The following is a 15,285-nucleotide window of genomic DNA, read 5'->3' as shown; positions in this document are numbered from 1 at the left end:
ACGTCAGCGGGTGGTGAGCACCATTCGGAAGCGGGCAGCGCCGGAGAGCATCTTCTGATAGGCCTCGCCGGCCTGGCTCAGCGGCACGGTCTCGACCGTCGGGCGGATGCCATGAAGGACGCTGAACTCCATGGTGTCCCGCACATCCTGCGCGGTGCCGGACGGGTGACCGCGGACGATCCTGCCGCTCAGGATCAGCTGGAACGGGCTGATCCCCATCGGGTCGGGAGTCGCCCCGATGACCACAAGCTCGCCGCGGTGGGACATCCCGTCCACGGTCGCCGTGATGGCGTCGGAGCTGCCGGCGGTGGCCAGTACGACCTTGGCACCGCCGAGAGATTGCAGGGCTTCCGCGACGGCGGTCGGTGCCGTGCTGTCTATGTAGTGGTGAGCGCCGAGTTGCTTGGCGAAGTCGGCCTTGTCGGCTCCCCGGGCGATCGCCACTGTCTCGAAGCCCATGGCGACCGCATACTTCACTCCCAAGTGTCCCAGGCCGCCGATGCCGAGAACGGCGACCAGATCGCCCGGCCGGGCGGAACTACGCCGCAGCCCGTTGTACGTGGTCACACCCGCGCAGGCCATGGGCCCCGCGTCGGTCGCCGACAGCGCGTCGGGAATCCTGGCCAGGGCGTCGGTCGGCGCGATCATCACCTCGGCGAAGCCACCGTCGTATGCCCACCCGGGGATCTTGAGGCTCTCGCACACGATGAAGTCGCCCTGCCTGCAGGGCTCGCAGTGACCGCAGCTGCCTCCGAACCAGCCCACCGTCACGCGGTCGCCCACCTGCCAGCCTCTGTCCTGGGTTCCTTCGCCGAGTTCCTCGATGCGCCCGGCGACCTCGTGCCCGGGAACCAGCGGAAATCGGACGCCGGGCATTCCGGCATTCACGAAAAAGTCGTCGCTGTGGCAGATCCCGCAGGCCTCCACGGCCATCCGTACATGGCCGGGGCCCGGCTGCGGCACCTCACGCTCAACGATCTCGAACGGCCCGCCGGCGGTCGCCACCTGCGCGACTCGATAGGTGTTCATCTGTCTCTCCGGGAACGGGTGCGACAGCCCCTGAGACCGGCAGACCAGCTCCGGGCCGATCGCGCACTAAAAGGAAGGAGTGAGGGGGCGGGCCTCGCCGAAACCACGATCCCAATCGCCGGGTTGGCCGACTGTGGAGTCGCACTCGGCACCCATCGCCTGATGCTCACCTCCTCTCGCGTTCCGACGCAAGAGCACGTCCATCCCACCACTGCTCGACCAGCCTGGCAACGGGAAGGCGACCGGTCGCAACCCGCCGCCGCGGTGCTCGGGGTGAACCTGGCCGGGCACAACACGACGGGCCCGTGACAGCCCTCCAAACCAGGGTAAAACGGCATACGGGTTGAAGGAGTGGTGAATAGCCGATCATCCTTGGCGCCATGAGTCTCGCCTCCACCTCATTCAACGTGCCCGCTACGGGCGACTACGCCCACGACTGGGCCTTGGTCGATGTGGAAACCTCGGGGCTCATGGCCCGGCGGGACCGGGTGCTGTCGGTCGCGGTGCTGACCATCGGTCCGGACGGCGAGCAGACCGGGGAGTTCTCGACCCTGCTCAATCCGGGCTGCGCCCCGGGGCCGGTGGAGGTGCACGGGCTGACCGCCGAGCGGCTGCAGGGTGCGCCGACCTTCGACCAGGTAGCCGGCCGGATCGGGGCGATGCTCCAGGACCGGGTCCTGGTCGCCCACAACGCCCAGTTCGACTACGACTTCCTGGCCTACGAGTTCGCCCGCGCGCGGATGTGGCTGCCGGTGTCACAGCGGTTGTGCACCCTGGCCCTGAATCGTCAGGTGGATCCGCCGACGGACGACATGAAGCTGGGCACCCTCGCCGCTCATTACGGCGTCCGCCAGCAGCAGGCGCACGATGCTCTGGACGACACCCGGGTGCTGGCCGGGATCCTGCAGGCGTCGCTGCGCGAGGCGGCGCGGCTCGATCTGCCGTTGCCACTCGTCGCCTGCCCGCCCCGGGCCGAGTCCCAGTTCACGCCTAAGCCGCCCAAGACGCCGTGCGCGTACCGGAATCCGGGACATCTGGCTCCCGGCGGGCCGCTCCAGCAGGGGATGAAGATCGCGATCACCGGTGAAACCGCCCACGCCCGGGCGGAGCTGGTCGGGCGGGCGGTTGCCGCCGGGCTGAACATGATGACCTCCGTGAGTCGGCACACCAGCGTGCTGGTCACCAACGAGCCGGCGTCCGATTCGGCGAAGGCCCGACGAGCAGTCGCCGAAGGCGTGCCCGTCATCGACGAGCACACCTTCCTGCGGCTGCTGGCCGACGTACGAACCGGGACAGCGCATGAGGCGACGGCCGCTTCCGCCGTGCCGATTGCGCCCGTGGCGGCACCGGCGACGGCACGAATCCAGGTCACCGAGCCCGAATCCACCACGGCGCTGGTCCCGGACGTGCCTGTCCTGCCGCCGCCCTCCCCTGGCGTATCCATTCCCGCCCCGCGCCAAGTCGGCGACTCGGCCGGCCTCTTGGACCAGCCGCTGACGGGTCACCGGGTACTGGTGCTCGGTGGTGTCCATGCCGTTGCCGCCGCGGCCCGTACCCGTGTCGTCGAGTTGGGCGGATCTGCGGCGATCAACCTGTCGGCCAGCGTCACCGACGTCGTCCTGCTCACCGGCGGCCAGAACGACCGCCGCATGAACCGCATCACCGCCCTTGAACTCCCCGTGCACGACGAGCATTGGCTCACCGCGCCGACAGCCGCCGACCAGGGCACGGCGGCCGTCCGGGCACAAGAGCCACAGGTGATGCCCAGGGGCGGCGTCATCGACCTGCCCATGCCACACGGCGCACCCGCGCCCGAGTGGTACGTCACGGCCAGCTGGGCTCCGCAGACCGGCTGCGAGATCGACGTCGTCGCGTTCCTCCTCGACGAGGACGAACAGGTCACCTTCGACGAGGAGTTCATCTTCTACGGCGCCCCGGAAAGCCCCGCCGGCACCGTGCGGCTCCTCACCGGCGGCCCCGCCGAACAGACCCTCGCCGTCGACCTCGCATCCCTGCCGCCCTCGACCCGCAAGGTCGTCGTCGCCGCGGCCATCGACGGTGCCGCCACCTTCGGGACGGTCGGCGCGATCCAGATCGGTGCGGCCCCGGGTAGCAGCGGAGCACCCGTCGCCCGGGCGACCCTGGACGCCGCCACCACCGAACGCACCATGCTGCTTGCGGAGATCTACCGCAGAGGTCCGGTCTGGCGCCTGCGCACCATCGGCCAAGGCTACGACCACGGTCTCGACGCCCTCGCACGCGGATACGGGGTCGACATCGCCGACTGAACGGCTATGCCGGAGATGAAGGTCTGGGTGCCAGCTGGTGCATGCTTTCGCTGTGACTGGCGCCGGCATCGTGGAGCGCAGCGGTGCACTGCGGCAGGGACGTGGCCCTGTCCCCGGGCGAGTCATGGTCGAACCCGATCCCCCATCCGCCGCCTGTGCGGCGAAGGGATCGGCCCCGTGAAAGGCCCAGCACCTCGAAGCCCCACAGGCCGCACTCCCCCAACTCTCGCCGGACGAGGTCGTGTTCCACGATCAGGCGGTGGGGGCGGCGCCTGTCGCTGTGGCTGTCACGACGACAAGCTGACGGCCGACAACAACCGCCTGCGGTCCGCCGACCGAGACCTGGCCGAGCGGCTCGACTTCGCCACCACCGCGATTCAGCGATTCAGCGGCTCCGCATCGACAACGATCGCCTGGGACGCGGCCGCGTTGCCACGGACGTGCCGCAGGCGACGTCACTGCCTCTCCTCTTCGAGTGCGGTCAGATCGCCGTCGATGATGCGGTGGCGCAGGACAAACTTCTGGGTTTTCCCCATGGCGTTGGCGGGGATGTCGCCCGCCACGTACCACTGGCGTGGCGTCTTGTGGGGAGGGCCAGGACGTTGCGCAGGTGGTCGTGGAGTTCGGCGGCGGTGGGCGGGTGGCGGGGATCGGCGGGGCTGATCACGGCGGCGATCTGTTCGCCCCACCCGGGGTCGGGGACGCCGAGCACTGCCGCCTGCCGGACGAGGGGATGGGCTGCCAGTACGGTCTCGATCTCCGCGGGGTAGATGTTCTCGCCGCCGCGAATGATCAGGTCCCTGAGGCGGCCGGTGATGGTCACATAGCCGCGTTCGTCCGTGCTCCGAACCTGCGCTCGGCCTCCGCTATGAGCTCTGGCGGGACCAAGTCGCCGCCGGACACCAGGATGTCGAGGGCCTGGAGGTCGTAGGAGTCGAAGCCGGGGTGTGCCAGGAGGGCGGCGTGCATCTGCGGAACGCCGGCGAACAGGGTGGCCCGCCCAGGCGATCGTGCACAGCCTCCAGGTGACCGCCGGCGACACCGTCCTGGTGCACGGGGCGGCGGGTGGCGTCGGACACCTCGCCGTCCAGATCGCCATAGCGCGAGGCGCACGCGTGATCGGGACGGGTTCCGAGGCCAGCCAGGCGTTCATCGAGTCCCTGGGAGCGACGCCGGTGCGGTACGGCGACGAGCTCGTCGAGCAGGTGCGGAAGATCGCCCCGGACGGGGTCGACGCGGTCCTCGACACCGCGGGGCGTGGCTCCCTGGCCACGACACAAGCAGTCGCCGTCCTCGGGGCGCGGGTCGCTTCCATCACACGGTCCACCACCGAGTACGAAGGGACCATTGACGTCTTCCTCCACCTCGACGGCGATGATCCCAGGCGGCACAGGCCCAGCAGCTGCTGGCCGGCGGCCACGCCCGGGGCAAGATCATCCTGGAAAACCGCAGGGAGGCCTGAGAAACATGCAGCACAACCCAGTCATCAGCGCGGTCACCGACATCGCCTCTCCCCCCGAGGAGGTGTGGAGGGTCCTGACCGACTTCGCCGGATACGCGCAGTGGCACCCCGACCTGAGCTTCGTCGATGTCCCCACCTAAATCCTGCCCGGAACCCGGCTGCGGGCCCGTCTGTCGAACGGATCCGAGATCGACGGGGAGTACGACTTCACGGTCCTCCACTACGAGGCACCGCGACGGCTTGCCTGGGAGGGCGGCATTCCCGGCGTCGTCACGGGGGAACATTCCTTCCTCCTCGACCCACGCGACGGCGGAACGCGATACACGGAATCCGAGGAGTTCACCGGCCCGGCCGCCGTGGAAACCGTGGAGCCCAACCGGGCCAAGTTGGAGGAGGGCTCCGCGAGCTACGGCAGGGCCCTCAAAGAACGACTCGAATCCGGGCACTGACCGCCCCGCGCAGCCCACACCCCGGACAGCCGTCCGCACCGGAACACTTCCGCGCCCGCAGACCGCAGTTACACACCCGCCACGGTCTGCGGGCGCCGACGGGTACGCCCAAAGACGAAGACCATCACCACAAGGAAAAGCAATGAACCACACGCTCGGCATCATCGGAAGCGGCAACATCGGCGGCGCGGTGGCGCGCCTGGCCGTCGACGCGGGGATCGACGTGGTGCTCAGCAACTCGCGCGGTCCCGAGACCCTGCGAGGTCTCACCGGCCGCCTCGGCTACGACACGGTCGACGCCGGCGCCACGACCGAGAGCTGGCGCGTCCAGGAGGGCAGCCCCGCCTACGTCCTCCCCTACCTGTCGGATCCCCGACTGCCCTGGCCTCGCGACCCGGGAAAGCCGGCCGACGCCAAGGAGATTCGTACGGCCCTGGAAGGGGCACGCAGCAGGCCCTGAGAAGGATCGAACGACACCTGTGCGCCGAGGTCCCTACGAATGACGGTGCCCGGCCTTCCCCAGCAGACGCGTTTGCGAATGGCTGAAACGGCAACGGGAGTTGGGCTTCTCGAACACCCCCGGGAACCACCCCTGCCTCGGATCTCCCCAACAAGGGATCAGGGCCCCTTGGCAGCTCGAGGTCGCGAAACCGATCCGAGCACCAACGGGCCCTGTTGCCGCTGCGCCGAGCGCCCCGCTACATGTTGATCATGTGGCCTGCGAGGCCGTGGACGGCTTCCTTGACCGCCTCGCCCAGGGTGGGGTGGGCGTGGACGTTGCGGGCGACCTCGTGGACCGTGAGGTCCCACTGCTGGGCCAGGGTCAGCTCGGGGAGCAGCTCGGTGACGTCGGGGCCGATGAGGTGGCCTCCGAGGAGCTCGCCGTACTTGGCGTCGCTGATCAGCTTCACGAAGCCGCTCGCGTCGCCCAGGCCGTGGGCCTTGGCGTTCGCGGTGAACGGGAACGTGGCGACCTGGACGTCGAAGCCCTTCTCCCGCGCCTGCGCCTCGGTGTAGCCGAAGCTGGCGATCTGCGGCTGGCAGAACGTGGCGCGCGGGATCATCACGTAGTCCAGCTCCATGGTCTCCGCGTCCGCGATCGTCTCGGCGGCGACCACGCCCATCGCCTCGGCGGCGTGCGCGAGCATCAGTTTCGCGGTGACGTCCCCGATGGCGTAGATGTGCGGGACCGAGGTGCGGCAGCGGCCGTCCACGTCGATCGCGCCGCGCTCAGTGACGCGTACGCCGGTCTTCTCCAGGCCGTAACCGGCGACGTTCGGCGCGAAGCCGATCGCCTGAAGCACCTTGTCGGCCTCCAGGACCTGCTGCGCGCCGTCCTTGCCGGTGACCGTGACACGGACCTGCGGGCCGGACTCGTCGATCGACTCGACGCGGGTCGAGGTGAGCACGTCGATGCCCAACTTCCGGTACTGCTTGGCCAGTTCGGCGGAGACCTCGGCGTCCTCCAGCGGGGCGACGCGGTCCAGGAACTCGACGACGGTGACCTTCACGCCGTAGTTGTGCAGCACGTAGGCGAACTCGACGCCGATGGCCCCGGCGCCGGCGATCACGATCGACTGCGGCAGGTCCTCGGCGAGGATCTGCTCCTCGAACGTCACCACGCGGGAAGTGCGGCGGGTGCCCGGCAGCAGCTTGGGAGTCGCACCGGTGGCGATGACGCAGTGGTCGAAGCCGATGGTGCGGGTGTTGCCGTCGTAGTCGGCCACCTCGATCGTGTGCGGGTCCAGGAACGTGCCGCGGCCGCTGACTTCCGTGATCTTGTTCTTCTTCATCAGGTAGTGGACGCCCTTGACCCGGCCGTCCGCGACCTTCCGGCTGCGGCGGAAGGCCTCCCCGTAGTCGAAGGAGACCTGCCCGTCGACCTTGATGCCGAAGGTCTTCGCCTCGCGCGTGAAGATGTGCGCGAGCTCGGCGTTGCGCAGCAGGGCCTTGGTGGGGATACATCCCACGTTCAGGCAGACGCCGCCCCAGTACTTCTCCTCGACGACCGCGACGCGCTTGCCCAGTTGGGCGGCCCGGATGGCGGCAACGTATCCGCCGGGGCCCGCGCCGAGTACGACGACGTCGAAGCGCTCACCCTGCTCGTCCATGGACTGCTTCCTTTCCACTGGGGCGGCCGGCTCCCGCGAGGGACCGGCTCGCTCCCGATCGAACAACCTGTTCATCAACTCGACAGCGGCGGCATCCGCCACCGCCCGCCGCAAGGGAGCCGGTGGAGGACGAGGGAGGCGCCCATATGGTTCACCACCTCGGCCCGGTTCCCCGGACGTCCGCTTCAGCGCCCCGGCGCCGTGATCTATGCCCGCTCAGCCATCATCGACGGCGGGCCGACGCCCCGTCGACTTCGTGTACTCCGGCCTCGGCGGCACCGAGCCTGAGGGTGCCGGGGCCGAAGGCGGCAACCGGGCCGTGCGCACCGGGCTTGCGGACGCATCCGGCTGACACCAGGCAACGGCCATCGGGCCCCGGGCGAACCATCGACGACCCCCTGCGCTGACAGCTGATGGCCCAGGCACCCTCGGTCCTGGGAGCGCAGTACCGGCACATCAACGACACCGTCGCCCAGCCTCCGATCGAACGGCTGCTGACCGTTCTGGCCGAACGCGGTGAACTGCGACCGGACGTCCCCGTCGCCACTGTCGCCTGGTTGCTGTTGGCCGGCCTGTGCGAGGGCAACCAGATCATCGCCGCCGCGGCGGACCGGAAGGACGCCCTGACCCGGACGTTCCATGCGATCACCCTGCTGATGTCGGGCCTGGCGGCCGACGGCGTCAGCGCCCGGTCGACCTGGACCGGGGCCCGGCGTCCGGCGTCGGCACATGGCGACGTGCCTCGGCCGCCACGACCTGTCGCTACCGTGCAGCCTCTTCCTCGATGTCGCGGACCAGCTCGATGGCCCGGCCCAGGGTGGCGAGTCGGGCATCGAGGGTCTCGCCGGCGGGATAGAGACGAACGGTGTCGACACCGGCATCGCGCCACACGCGCAGCCGCTCGCGCACCATGTCCTCGGTTCCGATCAGCGTGGTCGCCAGCACCATCTCGTCGGTGACCAGGCCGGCCGCGCCATCCCGGTCCCCGGCCTGCCAGCGGGTCCGGACCTCGGCCGCCACCTCGGCCCAACCCTGGCGACTGTAGGCGTTGTTGTAGAAGTTAGTGGTCGCGGAGCCCATGCCGCCCAGGCTGAAGGCCAGCTCCTTCTTGCGCCCGGCCACCATCGCGCGCAGCGCGTCCTCGTCGTCGGCGAAGGCGACCTCGGCGCCCTGACAGATGTCCAAGTCTGCGCGCTTCCGACCGGCGGCGGCCAACCCCTGGTCCAGGTGGTCGAAGTACGCCTCCTTGGCGCCCTCCGGAACGAAGCTGGTACCCAGCCAACCGTCGGCGATCTCGCCGGTCAGGTGCAGCATCTTCGGCGAAAGGGTGGCCAGGTATACGGGGATGTCGTACTCGGCGCGCATGGACAGGCGCATGGGCTTCGCCTCCCCGCCCGGCAGCGGGAGCTGGAACTCCCGCCCGGTGTAGGAGACCTTCTCCCCCGTGGCGGCCTGTCGCACGATGTCGACGGTCTCGCGCATCCGCGACAACGGCCGGGAGAACGGCACACCGTGCAGCCCCTCGATCACCTGCGGTCCGGAGGGGCCGAGCCCCAGAAGGAAGCGCCCCTCGGAAATCTGCGACAGCGTGATCGCGGCGCGGGCGATGGCCATGGCGGTGCGGGTGCCGAGCTGGATGATCCCGGAGCCGAGCAGCATGCGCTCGGTCTTCGCGGCGAGATAGCCCAACGGTGACGGTGCCTCCGAGCCCCAGGCCTCCGCGACCCAGCAGATGTCCAGGCCGAGTTTCTCCGCCTCGGTGACGTAGTCGACGATCTCCCGCCAGTCGCCCCCGGAGGCTTCGATCGTGGTGGAGGTACGCATCAGAGACTCGCCTCGCCCGAGGTCCGGGACCTCTCGGCCAGTTTCTTGATCTCTTCGAGGGTGACGGTCATGTTGGCCTCGAACTCCCGCATGCGTACGAAGACGATCTTCTGCTCCTTCTCCGGCATGCGATCGATGGCGAAGGAGAGGCCCGAGCGGGCCGGCCCCATCTGCATCCATTCCCGCAGCAGAGTGCCGCCGTCCTGCGGCTCGAGAGTGAACCGCCAGACGGCCGTGGGGTGTTCGGGGTCCTCGACCGCCCAGGCGAACACCCTCGGCGGCTCGCACTCCACGATGTGAGATGTGGTGGCCCATTCCCCGAACGACTCGTGCTTGCTCCGACCGATGAACCGGGCCCCCAGTGCAGGGGAGCTCGCGCCATCCAGCCATTCCACCGACTGCAGCTCGGCGCTCAGACGCGGCATCAGCTCGATGTCGGCCACCAGCGTCCACACTTGTGTCGGCGGGGCGGCAATCCAGGTGTGGACCTCAACCGTCGGCTTGTCCGCATAGCGCGCACCCGTCCACTCCACGATCCTGTGGCCTCCCTACCCGTCCGAGAACCTCAATCCGGCACCCGACCAGTAAAGTTGCGTAGATAGACTCTCCTGTCAAGGGAACAGACACAGGCCCCGCGGAACTACCGGGTCAGCCCGCGAATCGCTCCCGCACATCCGGCCGTTCGGCCAAATGCGGCGGATAGCCGGGACCCACCCGGGGGCGGGTGTTGTCCGCCGTCATCGGCTCGCCGCAGGCGGCGCACACCACCTCGGCATGGGTCTCCTGCCCGCACGTGTCGTGGTGCATGGCCACCGGCGGGCCCGCTTCACCTGCGAGCCAGCGGTCCCCCCACCGGTTCATGACCAGCAGTACGTCGTAGAAGTCGCGCCCCTTCTCGGTGAGCACGTAGTCGTACCGAACCGGCTCCGTCTGGTACGGCCGCTTCTCCAGCAGCCCCTCGTCCACCAGCCGGCGCAGCCGGTCGGTCAGGGTGTTGCGGGCGATCCCCAGCGACTCCTGGAACGCGTCGAACCGCCGGATCCCGTAGAACGCCTCACGCAGCACCAACGGCGTCCACCAGTCCCCGAGCAGGTCCATGGTCCGCGCGATCGAGCAGGGCCACTGAGCAAAGGATGTCCGCCTCATGACAGCCAGCATAGGTTCGTCCAGGCGTGAACAGGCGATGCGGGCCACCTCGACGCCGAGGGCTGTCCGACCCCGATCGGGCGCTCGAAGGACATGATCATCCGTGGCGGGGAGAACATCTACCCCAAGGAGATCGAGGACGTTCTCGCGGGCGACCCGTCGGTGCTCGAGGCCGCCGTGATCGGCGTACCCGCGCAGCCTTACCGGCTACAAGCGCCCTCGCCGGGGGCAAGCGCCGCTACCGCGAAACGGTGAGGGAGGGCCTCGACAGCACCCGATGGACCGCGAAAGGGGTCTGCCGTGCATACGGCAGGCCCTTTCGCGTTGGTCGTGGGCACGGTCGCCGCGCCTGGGGCGGGCGCACCCTCTCCGCACAGTGCGCTTGCGCTCATCGACTCTTCCTGTTTAGAATTACGACCGTAATTCAATAATCCACTTCACCAGGACCCCCCATGGACCTCACTGCCAGCACCGCCCTTGTCACCGGAGCCAATCGGGGCTTCGGCCGGGCCCTCGCCGCCGAGCTGCTCAGCCGCGGCGCCACCGTCTACGCCGGCGCCCGCAACCCCGACCAGATCGACCTGCCCGGCGTCAGGCCGATCGCGCTCGACATCACCGATCCCGCCTCCGTCGCGGCCGCAGCCAAGGCCACGGGCGACGTGACGCTCCTGGTCAACAACGCGGGGTCATCCACCGGCGCCGACCTCTTGGCCGCCGACCTGGACGACGTCCGCCTGGAGATGGACACCCACTACTTCGGCACCCTCTCGGTGGCCCGCGCCTTCGCACCCCAGATCGCGGCCAACGGCGGCGGGGCGATCCTGAACGTCCTGTCCGGCCTGTCCTGGGTCAGCTTCCCGGAATTCGGCGCCTACTCCGCCGCCAAGTCCGCGGAGTGGTCGCTGACCAACGCCCTGCGCCTGCAACTCGCCGACCAGGGCATCCGAGTGGCCGGCCTGCACGTCGGCTTCATGGACACCGACATGGTCCGGGCCGTCGACGCGGCCAAGTCCGACCCCGCCGACATCGCGCGGATCGCCATCGACGGCATCGCCGCCGACGCCTACGAGATCCTCGCGGACAACGCCGCCCGCCAGGCGCAGGCCGCACTGGCCGGAGGCGTCTCCGTGCTCTACCCGCAGCTCCCCTGAGGGCCGACCGCCCAGGAATCCGCATCTGAGACCCGGACCGAGGGGCGGCCCAGCCGGTTACGGCAGGGCCGCCCCTCAGCAGCATGTCCTGCCTTCCAGGCTCGTTCGCCGCGCGGGGTCATCACACCGTGGTCGATGGCCTCTCGGACGGCGCCCCCCCGAACAGCGCGCCCCTCGGGCCGACGCTCGACCGACCGAGGGGCACCGTTTCCGTCACCGTGGGGGGCTCATCGGCTCACCGGCTCACCGACTCGTCTTGCCGGCCAGGAAAGGCCGCAGATGCGCCAACAGCGCCTCCGGTTGCTCCTCCGGGATGAAGTGGCCGCACTCCGGGATCTCGGCACCGGTTACATCGTCCGCGTAGCCACGCCAGATCTCCAGTGTCGGCAGGCGGGCAGGCAGCCCCACGGAACCCCACAGCGCCAGCAGCGGCATGGTGAGGCGGCGGCCTTCGGCGGCGTCGATGTCGTCGAGCGCGGTGTCCTCCTCCATGGCGCGGTAGTCGTCGAGGCTCGCACGCAGGGCGCCCGGGCGGGAGAACGCACGGACGTAGCCGTCGACCGCGTCGGCTGTGAGTCCGTGGCGGTTGTAGCTCCACCGCTCGAAGAAGTACTCGAGATACCCGCGGATGTCGTGCCCCACCAAGCGTTCGGGCAGATCGGGCTGCATGTGGAACAGCCAGTGCCAGTATCCGGAGGCGAGCGAGGCGTCCAGGCGGCGGAACATCTCGCGGGTGGGAACGATGTCGAGCACGGCCAACCGCTCCACCTGGTCCGGGCGGTCCAGCGCCCAGCGGTGCCCCACGCGAGCGCCGCGGTCGTGGCCCACGACCATGGCCCGCTCGAAGCCGAGCGCCTCGACGAGGCCTGCCATGTCGGCGGCCATACGTCGCTTGTCGTAACCAGTGGTGGGCTTGTCACTCAGGCCGTATCCGCGCAGGTCCGGCGCCACAACCGTGTACTCGGCGGCGAGATCCGCCAGTACCGGCCGCCAGCAGTCGGAGGTCTGCGGCCAGCCGTGGAGCAGGACGAGCAGAGGTCCGGACCCGGCTCGGACGTAGTGCAGGCGGACCCCGTCCACCTGCGTCACTCCGGTCGTCGCTGTCGGCTGTCCCATGGATGCGCCTCCCTGACACGAGCTAACCGTCTTAGACGGTTAAGCTAGCGGGCAGAATGGAGACATGGCAACGGACGACATGTGGATCTGGGATGGCGGACGGGTCTGCCTGGACTTCGCCAACACCCTCCGAAGCCGGTGGAAAACCACTCCGGAGGAGACACTCCGGGGACCGGACGACCTGATGGGCTGGCTCCGGGAGGCCCTTCTGCTCGCACCGGAGACCACCGATCCCGCCACGTCAGCCGTTGTCATGTCCGCCCGACGGCTGCGCGAGAGCGTCGACCGGGCCGTACTGGCGGTCGCCGACGGCCGACTGCCCACATCCGGCGACGTGACGCTGCTCAACCGATCGGCAGCGGCGGCCCCCAGACCCGCCCTGCAACTCGCCATCATCCACGACCGCCTGGAGCCCGCCGGCACCACGACCCTCGCCGCCGACCCCACACTCGCGCTGGCGCTCATCGCCCAGGACGCCGTCGACTTGCTCCTGTCCGCCGAGATCCGGCGCGTACGCGTCTGCGTCGCGGACCGCTGCGCACTGCGCTTCCTGGACCGCTCCCCGGCCCGCAACCGCCGCTGGTGCTCCATGTCCCGCTGCGGAAACCGCACCAAGGTCCGCCTCCATCAGGCGCGTACACGACAGAGCGGCCGGATCACGGAAAGCTGACGGAGGAGTCCTCAGCTCACTCGGGCGACCTCATACGAAATGCCGGGCCGGGAACGCTCTCGATGTCTTCCGCCTGCACGGCGTGGCCCCGTTCGCAACGAATCTGGACGTCGACATGCGCGCCGCACTCGCGGTGTCGAGCCAGTACCGCCGGCCCCTCCGGGTCGGCGCGGTAACGGTCACCCCACTGCAGCAGCCCCATCACGGCCGGCACCAGATCCATGCCCTTAGGGGTGATCACATACTTCGGCCGACTCCGCGAACCGGGCTCCTTGTACGTCTCGGTCGCCAGGATCCCTTCCTCCACCAGCATCCGAAGCCGCGCCGCCAGAAGGTTGCGAGGACAGCCCAGGACACGTTCGAAGTCACCGAACCGGGACGAGCCGTACCACACCTCACGCAGGATCAGGATCGTCCACTTCTCGCCCACGATCTCAAGAGTCCGCGCGATCGAGCAGTTGGACGTGTCCCGATCGAGTCGGTGGTCCATGCCGGTGTCTTGAAGAACTTCGGTCCACGCATCCATGGGAGTGATTCTAACCGAGTTTGAGTTTACTTATAGATACTCAGCCATTGGTGCCGCGATCGGCCACTCGATCCAGCCGCGCACGAGAAGCATCCGCCGCCACGGCCCACCTGGGGTCGCTATCTGTCCGCCGAGCACCGTGACCAACCCAGCGCCGGATGCCCCTCCGCCGCACTGCTCGACGAGACCGGCCGCTGCACGGACGTCACCAAGCAGGCATACACCGAGGGCGCGACAGCCATCGTGGAAGAGATCGCCGCCCGACTGGCGCCTGCGGATCCGCAGTCCGCTCGCGGCAGGGCCATCGGGCCCTTCACCACGATGGTGGGGACGCTGCAACTGTCCCGCGCCCTCGCCGACCGCAAGTTCGCCGACGAGGTCCTCGATCAGGGCGCCCGTCACCCGTCCCTGACAGCCACTACCGCTCAAGGAAGTCGAGCGCTTCCGCCACGAACTGCTCGTGGAACTGGAAGATGCCTCCGTGGCCGGCGTCGGGGTAGACGACCACGTCGGCGTTCGGCAGTCGCCGGGCCAGGTCGAACGAGTTCTTCGTCGGCACCATCCTGTCACTCGCGCCGTTGGCGACGAGCACGGGCTGATGGATGACGGACAGGTCCTGGGGCTGCGCGAGCCCCCAGCGGTGGATGGCCTTGAGTTGGGCGAAGTACGACGTGAGGGAGATCGCCTTGTCCCGGTCGTGGGTGCGCTCCTTGAGACGGGCCAGGAACTGCTTTCCGGCTCGACGCCCGCCCGCGGTGCGGGTGAAGAAGAGGAACTGCTTCGGGTCCTGGAGGGTGAACAAGGCCCGGACGGTGTCGAGATGGGACAGTCGGCTCACGTTCTTGATGCCCTCGCCGCCCGCGGGGCCGGTGCCCGTGAGGATCAGCTTGCGGACGAGCTGCGGTTCGTCCTGCGCGATCACCTGGGCGATCATGCCGCCCATCGAGAAGCCGTGAATGTCGACATACTCCAGCCCGAGTCCCCGGATGAAGGTGACGGCATCCTTCGCCATCTCCTCGATGGTCTTCGGTGTCGAGCCGCTGGAAGCGCCGACGCCCCTGTTGTCGAAGGTGATGACGCGATGCCTGGCGGCGATGCCGTCGACGACCCGGGGGTCCCAGTTGTCGAGGACCGCGGCAAGGTGGGTGATGAAGACCACCGGGACGCCGGTCTTCGGCCCGAGGTCGCGGTAGGCGAAGGTCACTCCCCCGGCGGTGAGGGTGCGGGTGGGTGCCTTCTTGTACGACGTCACCGCGTCGCCTCGTACTCCTTGTGCGTCGTTCACGGCCGTGCCCTTCTGCATGGGGGTTCTGGACTGCGGCTGCAGTCAGTTCGGTCGACGGCAGAAGGTCCGCAGGAGTCGGAACCCCGTTCGGTTGAGTCCCTCAGCATCACGTCGACCATTAAAGTATGACCGTAATCCAATGCGGCCGCAAGAGGTACGCCGCACACGATGACGGTGAGGCCGCGACAGCGAATCGACTCCGCCGGAAGTCCACCCCCTCCCCCGTGG

Annotated in this window: 15 protein-coding genes and 3 pseudogenes; 8 read left to right on the top strand and 10 right to left on the bottom strand. The window is 69.0% G+C overall.

Annotated features, from left to right (window positions below):
* Nucleotides 1-3 precede the first annotated feature (3 nt).
* Entirely contained in the window at nucleotides 4-1,029 is a 1,026-nt protein-coding gene (locus GAS53_RS38750; protein ID WP_151482453.1) for an alcohol dehydrogenase, read from the bottom strand.
* A gap of 380 nt (nucleotides 1,030-1,409) precedes the next feature.
* Between GAS53_RS38750 and GAS53_RS38745 the strand changes: the two genes are divergently transcribed.
* On the top strand, nucleotides 1,410-3,317 hold the full coding sequence (locus GAS53_RS38745) for a TerD family protein (RefSeq protein ID WP_151482452.1): 1,908 nt from the start codon (nucleotides 1,410-1,412) through the stop codon (nucleotides 3,315-3,317).
* A gap of 481 nt (nucleotides 3,318-3,798) precedes the next feature.
* Here the strand turns inward: GAS53_RS38745 and GAS53_RS55525 are convergent, their stop codons facing one another.
* Both GAS53_RS55525 and GAS53_RS56975 read right to left on the bottom strand, forming a co-directional pair.
* The gene (locus GAS53_RS55525) at nucleotides 3,799-4,140 is read right to left on the bottom strand and encodes an AMP-binding enzyme (protein WP_192583469.1); all 342 of its coding nucleotides are present in this window, start codon (nucleotides 4,138-4,140) and stop codon (nucleotides 3,799-3,801) included.
* Nucleotides 4,137-4,286, bottom strand: a complete 150-nt coding sequence (locus GAS53_RS56975; protein WP_225859367.1) for a hypothetical protein — start codon at nucleotides 4,284-4,286, stop codon at nucleotides 4,137-4,139. The genes GAS53_RS55525 and GAS53_RS56975 overlap by 4 nt, the downstream gene beginning before the upstream one ends.
* On the opposite strand from GAS53_RS56975, the pseudogene GAS53_RS56970 reads away from it, so the two are divergent.
* From GAS53_RS56970 to GAS53_RS56965, 3 genes and pseudogenes are all read left to right on the top strand, one after another.
* A pseudogene (locus GAS53_RS56970) lies at nucleotides 4,265-4,615 on the top strand (zinc-binding dehydrogenase); the annotation flags it as partial. The gene GAS53_RS56975 and the pseudogene GAS53_RS56970 sit on opposite strands and share 22 nt — an antisense overlap.
* Nucleotides 4,616-4,784: 169 nt before the next feature.
* Nucleotides 4,785-4,919 (top strand): SRPBCC family protein, encoded by a 135-nt coding sequence (locus tag GAS53_RS55520; protein ID WP_192583465.1) that lies wholly within the window; start codon nucleotides 4,785-4,787, stop codon nucleotides 4,917-4,919.
* 451 nt (nucleotides 4,920-5,370) lie between these two features.
* Nucleotides 5,371-5,511, top strand: a pseudogene (locus tag GAS53_RS56965) (NAD(P)-binding domain-containing protein); the annotation flags it as partial.
* 415 nt (nucleotides 5,512-5,926) lie between these two features.
* Here GAS53_RS56965 and lpdA read toward each other — a convergent pair.
* On the bottom strand, nucleotides 5,927-7,339 hold the full coding sequence (lpdA, locus tag GAS53_RS38720) for a dihydrolipoyl dehydrogenase (protein ID WP_151482449.1): 1,413 nt from the start codon (nucleotides 7,337-7,339) through the stop codon (nucleotides 5,927-5,929).
* 413 nt (nucleotides 7,340-7,752) lie between these two features.
* Between lpdA and GAS53_RS58565 the strand changes: the two are divergent.
* Nucleotides 7,753-7,995 (top strand): annotated as a pseudogene (locus GAS53_RS58565) (hypothetical protein); the annotation flags it as partial.
* Nucleotides 7,996-8,101: 106 nt separating this feature from the next.
* On the opposite strand, the gene GAS53_RS38715 reads toward GAS53_RS58565, so the two are convergent.
* From GAS53_RS38715 to GAS53_RS38705, 3 genes are all read right to left on the bottom strand, one after another.
* The gene (locus GAS53_RS38715; RefSeq protein WP_151482448.1) at nucleotides 8,102-9,163 is read right to left on the bottom strand and encodes an LLM class flavin-dependent oxidoreductase; all 1,062 of its coding nucleotides are present in this window, start codon (nucleotides 9,161-9,163) and stop codon (nucleotides 8,102-8,104) included.
* On the bottom strand, nucleotides 9,163-9,696 hold the full coding sequence (locus GAS53_RS38710) for an SRPBCC family protein (protein ID WP_151482447.1): 534 nt from the start codon (nucleotides 9,694-9,696) through the stop codon (nucleotides 9,163-9,165). The genes GAS53_RS38715 and GAS53_RS38710 overlap by 1 nt, the downstream gene beginning before the upstream one ends.
* Nucleotides 9,697-9,811: 115 nt before the next feature.
* Complete coding sequence (locus GAS53_RS38705; protein ID WP_151482446.1) at nucleotides 9,812-10,309, bottom strand: winged helix-turn-helix transcriptional regulator; 498 nt, start codon at nucleotides 10,307-10,309, stop codon at nucleotides 9,812-9,814.
* 93 nt (nucleotides 10,310-10,402) lie between these two features.
* On the opposite strand from GAS53_RS38705, the gene GAS53_RS58115 reads away from it, so the two are divergent.
* Nucleotides 10,403-10,564: a hypothetical protein gene (locus GAS53_RS58115; protein ID WP_318723324.1), complete on the top strand. Its 162-nt coding sequence runs from the start codon at nucleotides 10,403-10,405 to the stop codon at nucleotides 10,562-10,564.
* Nucleotides 10,565-10,761: 197 nt separating this feature from the next.
* On the top strand, nucleotides 10,762-11,460 hold the full coding sequence (locus GAS53_RS38695) for an SDR family oxidoreductase (RefSeq protein WP_151482445.1): 699 nt from the start codon (nucleotides 10,762-10,764) through the stop codon (nucleotides 11,458-11,460).
* A 243-nt stretch (nucleotides 11,461-11,703) separates the two neighbouring features.
* On the opposite strand, the gene GAS53_RS38690 is transcribed toward GAS53_RS38695, so the two are convergent.
* Nucleotides 11,704-12,576 (bottom strand): alpha/beta fold hydrolase, encoded by an 873-nt coding sequence (locus GAS53_RS38690; RefSeq protein WP_151482444.1) that lies wholly within the window; start codon nucleotides 12,574-12,576, stop codon nucleotides 11,704-11,706.
* Nucleotides 12,577-12,640: 64 nt separating this feature from the next.
* Between GAS53_RS38690 and GAS53_RS38685 the strand changes: the two genes are divergently transcribed.
* Nucleotides 12,641-13,246 (top strand): CGNR zinc finger domain-containing protein, encoded by a 606-nt coding sequence (locus GAS53_RS38685; RefSeq protein ID WP_225859366.1) that lies wholly within the window; start codon nucleotides 12,641-12,643, stop codon nucleotides 13,244-13,246.
* Between the two features lie 16 nt (nucleotides 13,247-13,262).
* Here GAS53_RS38685 and GAS53_RS38680 read toward each other — a convergent pair whose 3' ends face one another.
* Together GAS53_RS38680 and GAS53_RS38670 are read right to left on the bottom strand one after the other, a co-directional pair.
* Nucleotides 13,263-13,736, bottom strand: coding sequence for a winged helix-turn-helix transcriptional regulator (locus GAS53_RS38680; protein ID WP_151482477.1), 474 nt, complete (start codon nucleotides 13,734-13,736; stop codon nucleotides 13,263-13,265).
* A 454-nt stretch (nucleotides 13,737-14,190) separates the two neighbouring features.
* The gene (locus GAS53_RS38670; protein ID WP_151482443.1) at nucleotides 14,191-15,075 is read right to left on the bottom strand and encodes an alpha/beta fold hydrolase; all 885 of its coding nucleotides are present in this window, start codon (nucleotides 15,073-15,075) and stop codon (nucleotides 14,191-14,193) included.
* Nucleotides 15,076-15,285: the final 210 nt, after the last annotated feature.

This window comes from Streptomyces albicerus (assembly GCF_008905045.1).
In the GTDB taxonomy this organism is placed as follows: Bacteria; Actinomycetota; Actinomycetes; order Streptomycetales; family Streptomycetaceae; genus Streptomyces; species Streptomyces albicerus.
This window is presented reverse-complemented; position numbering and strand designations above follow the sequence as displayed.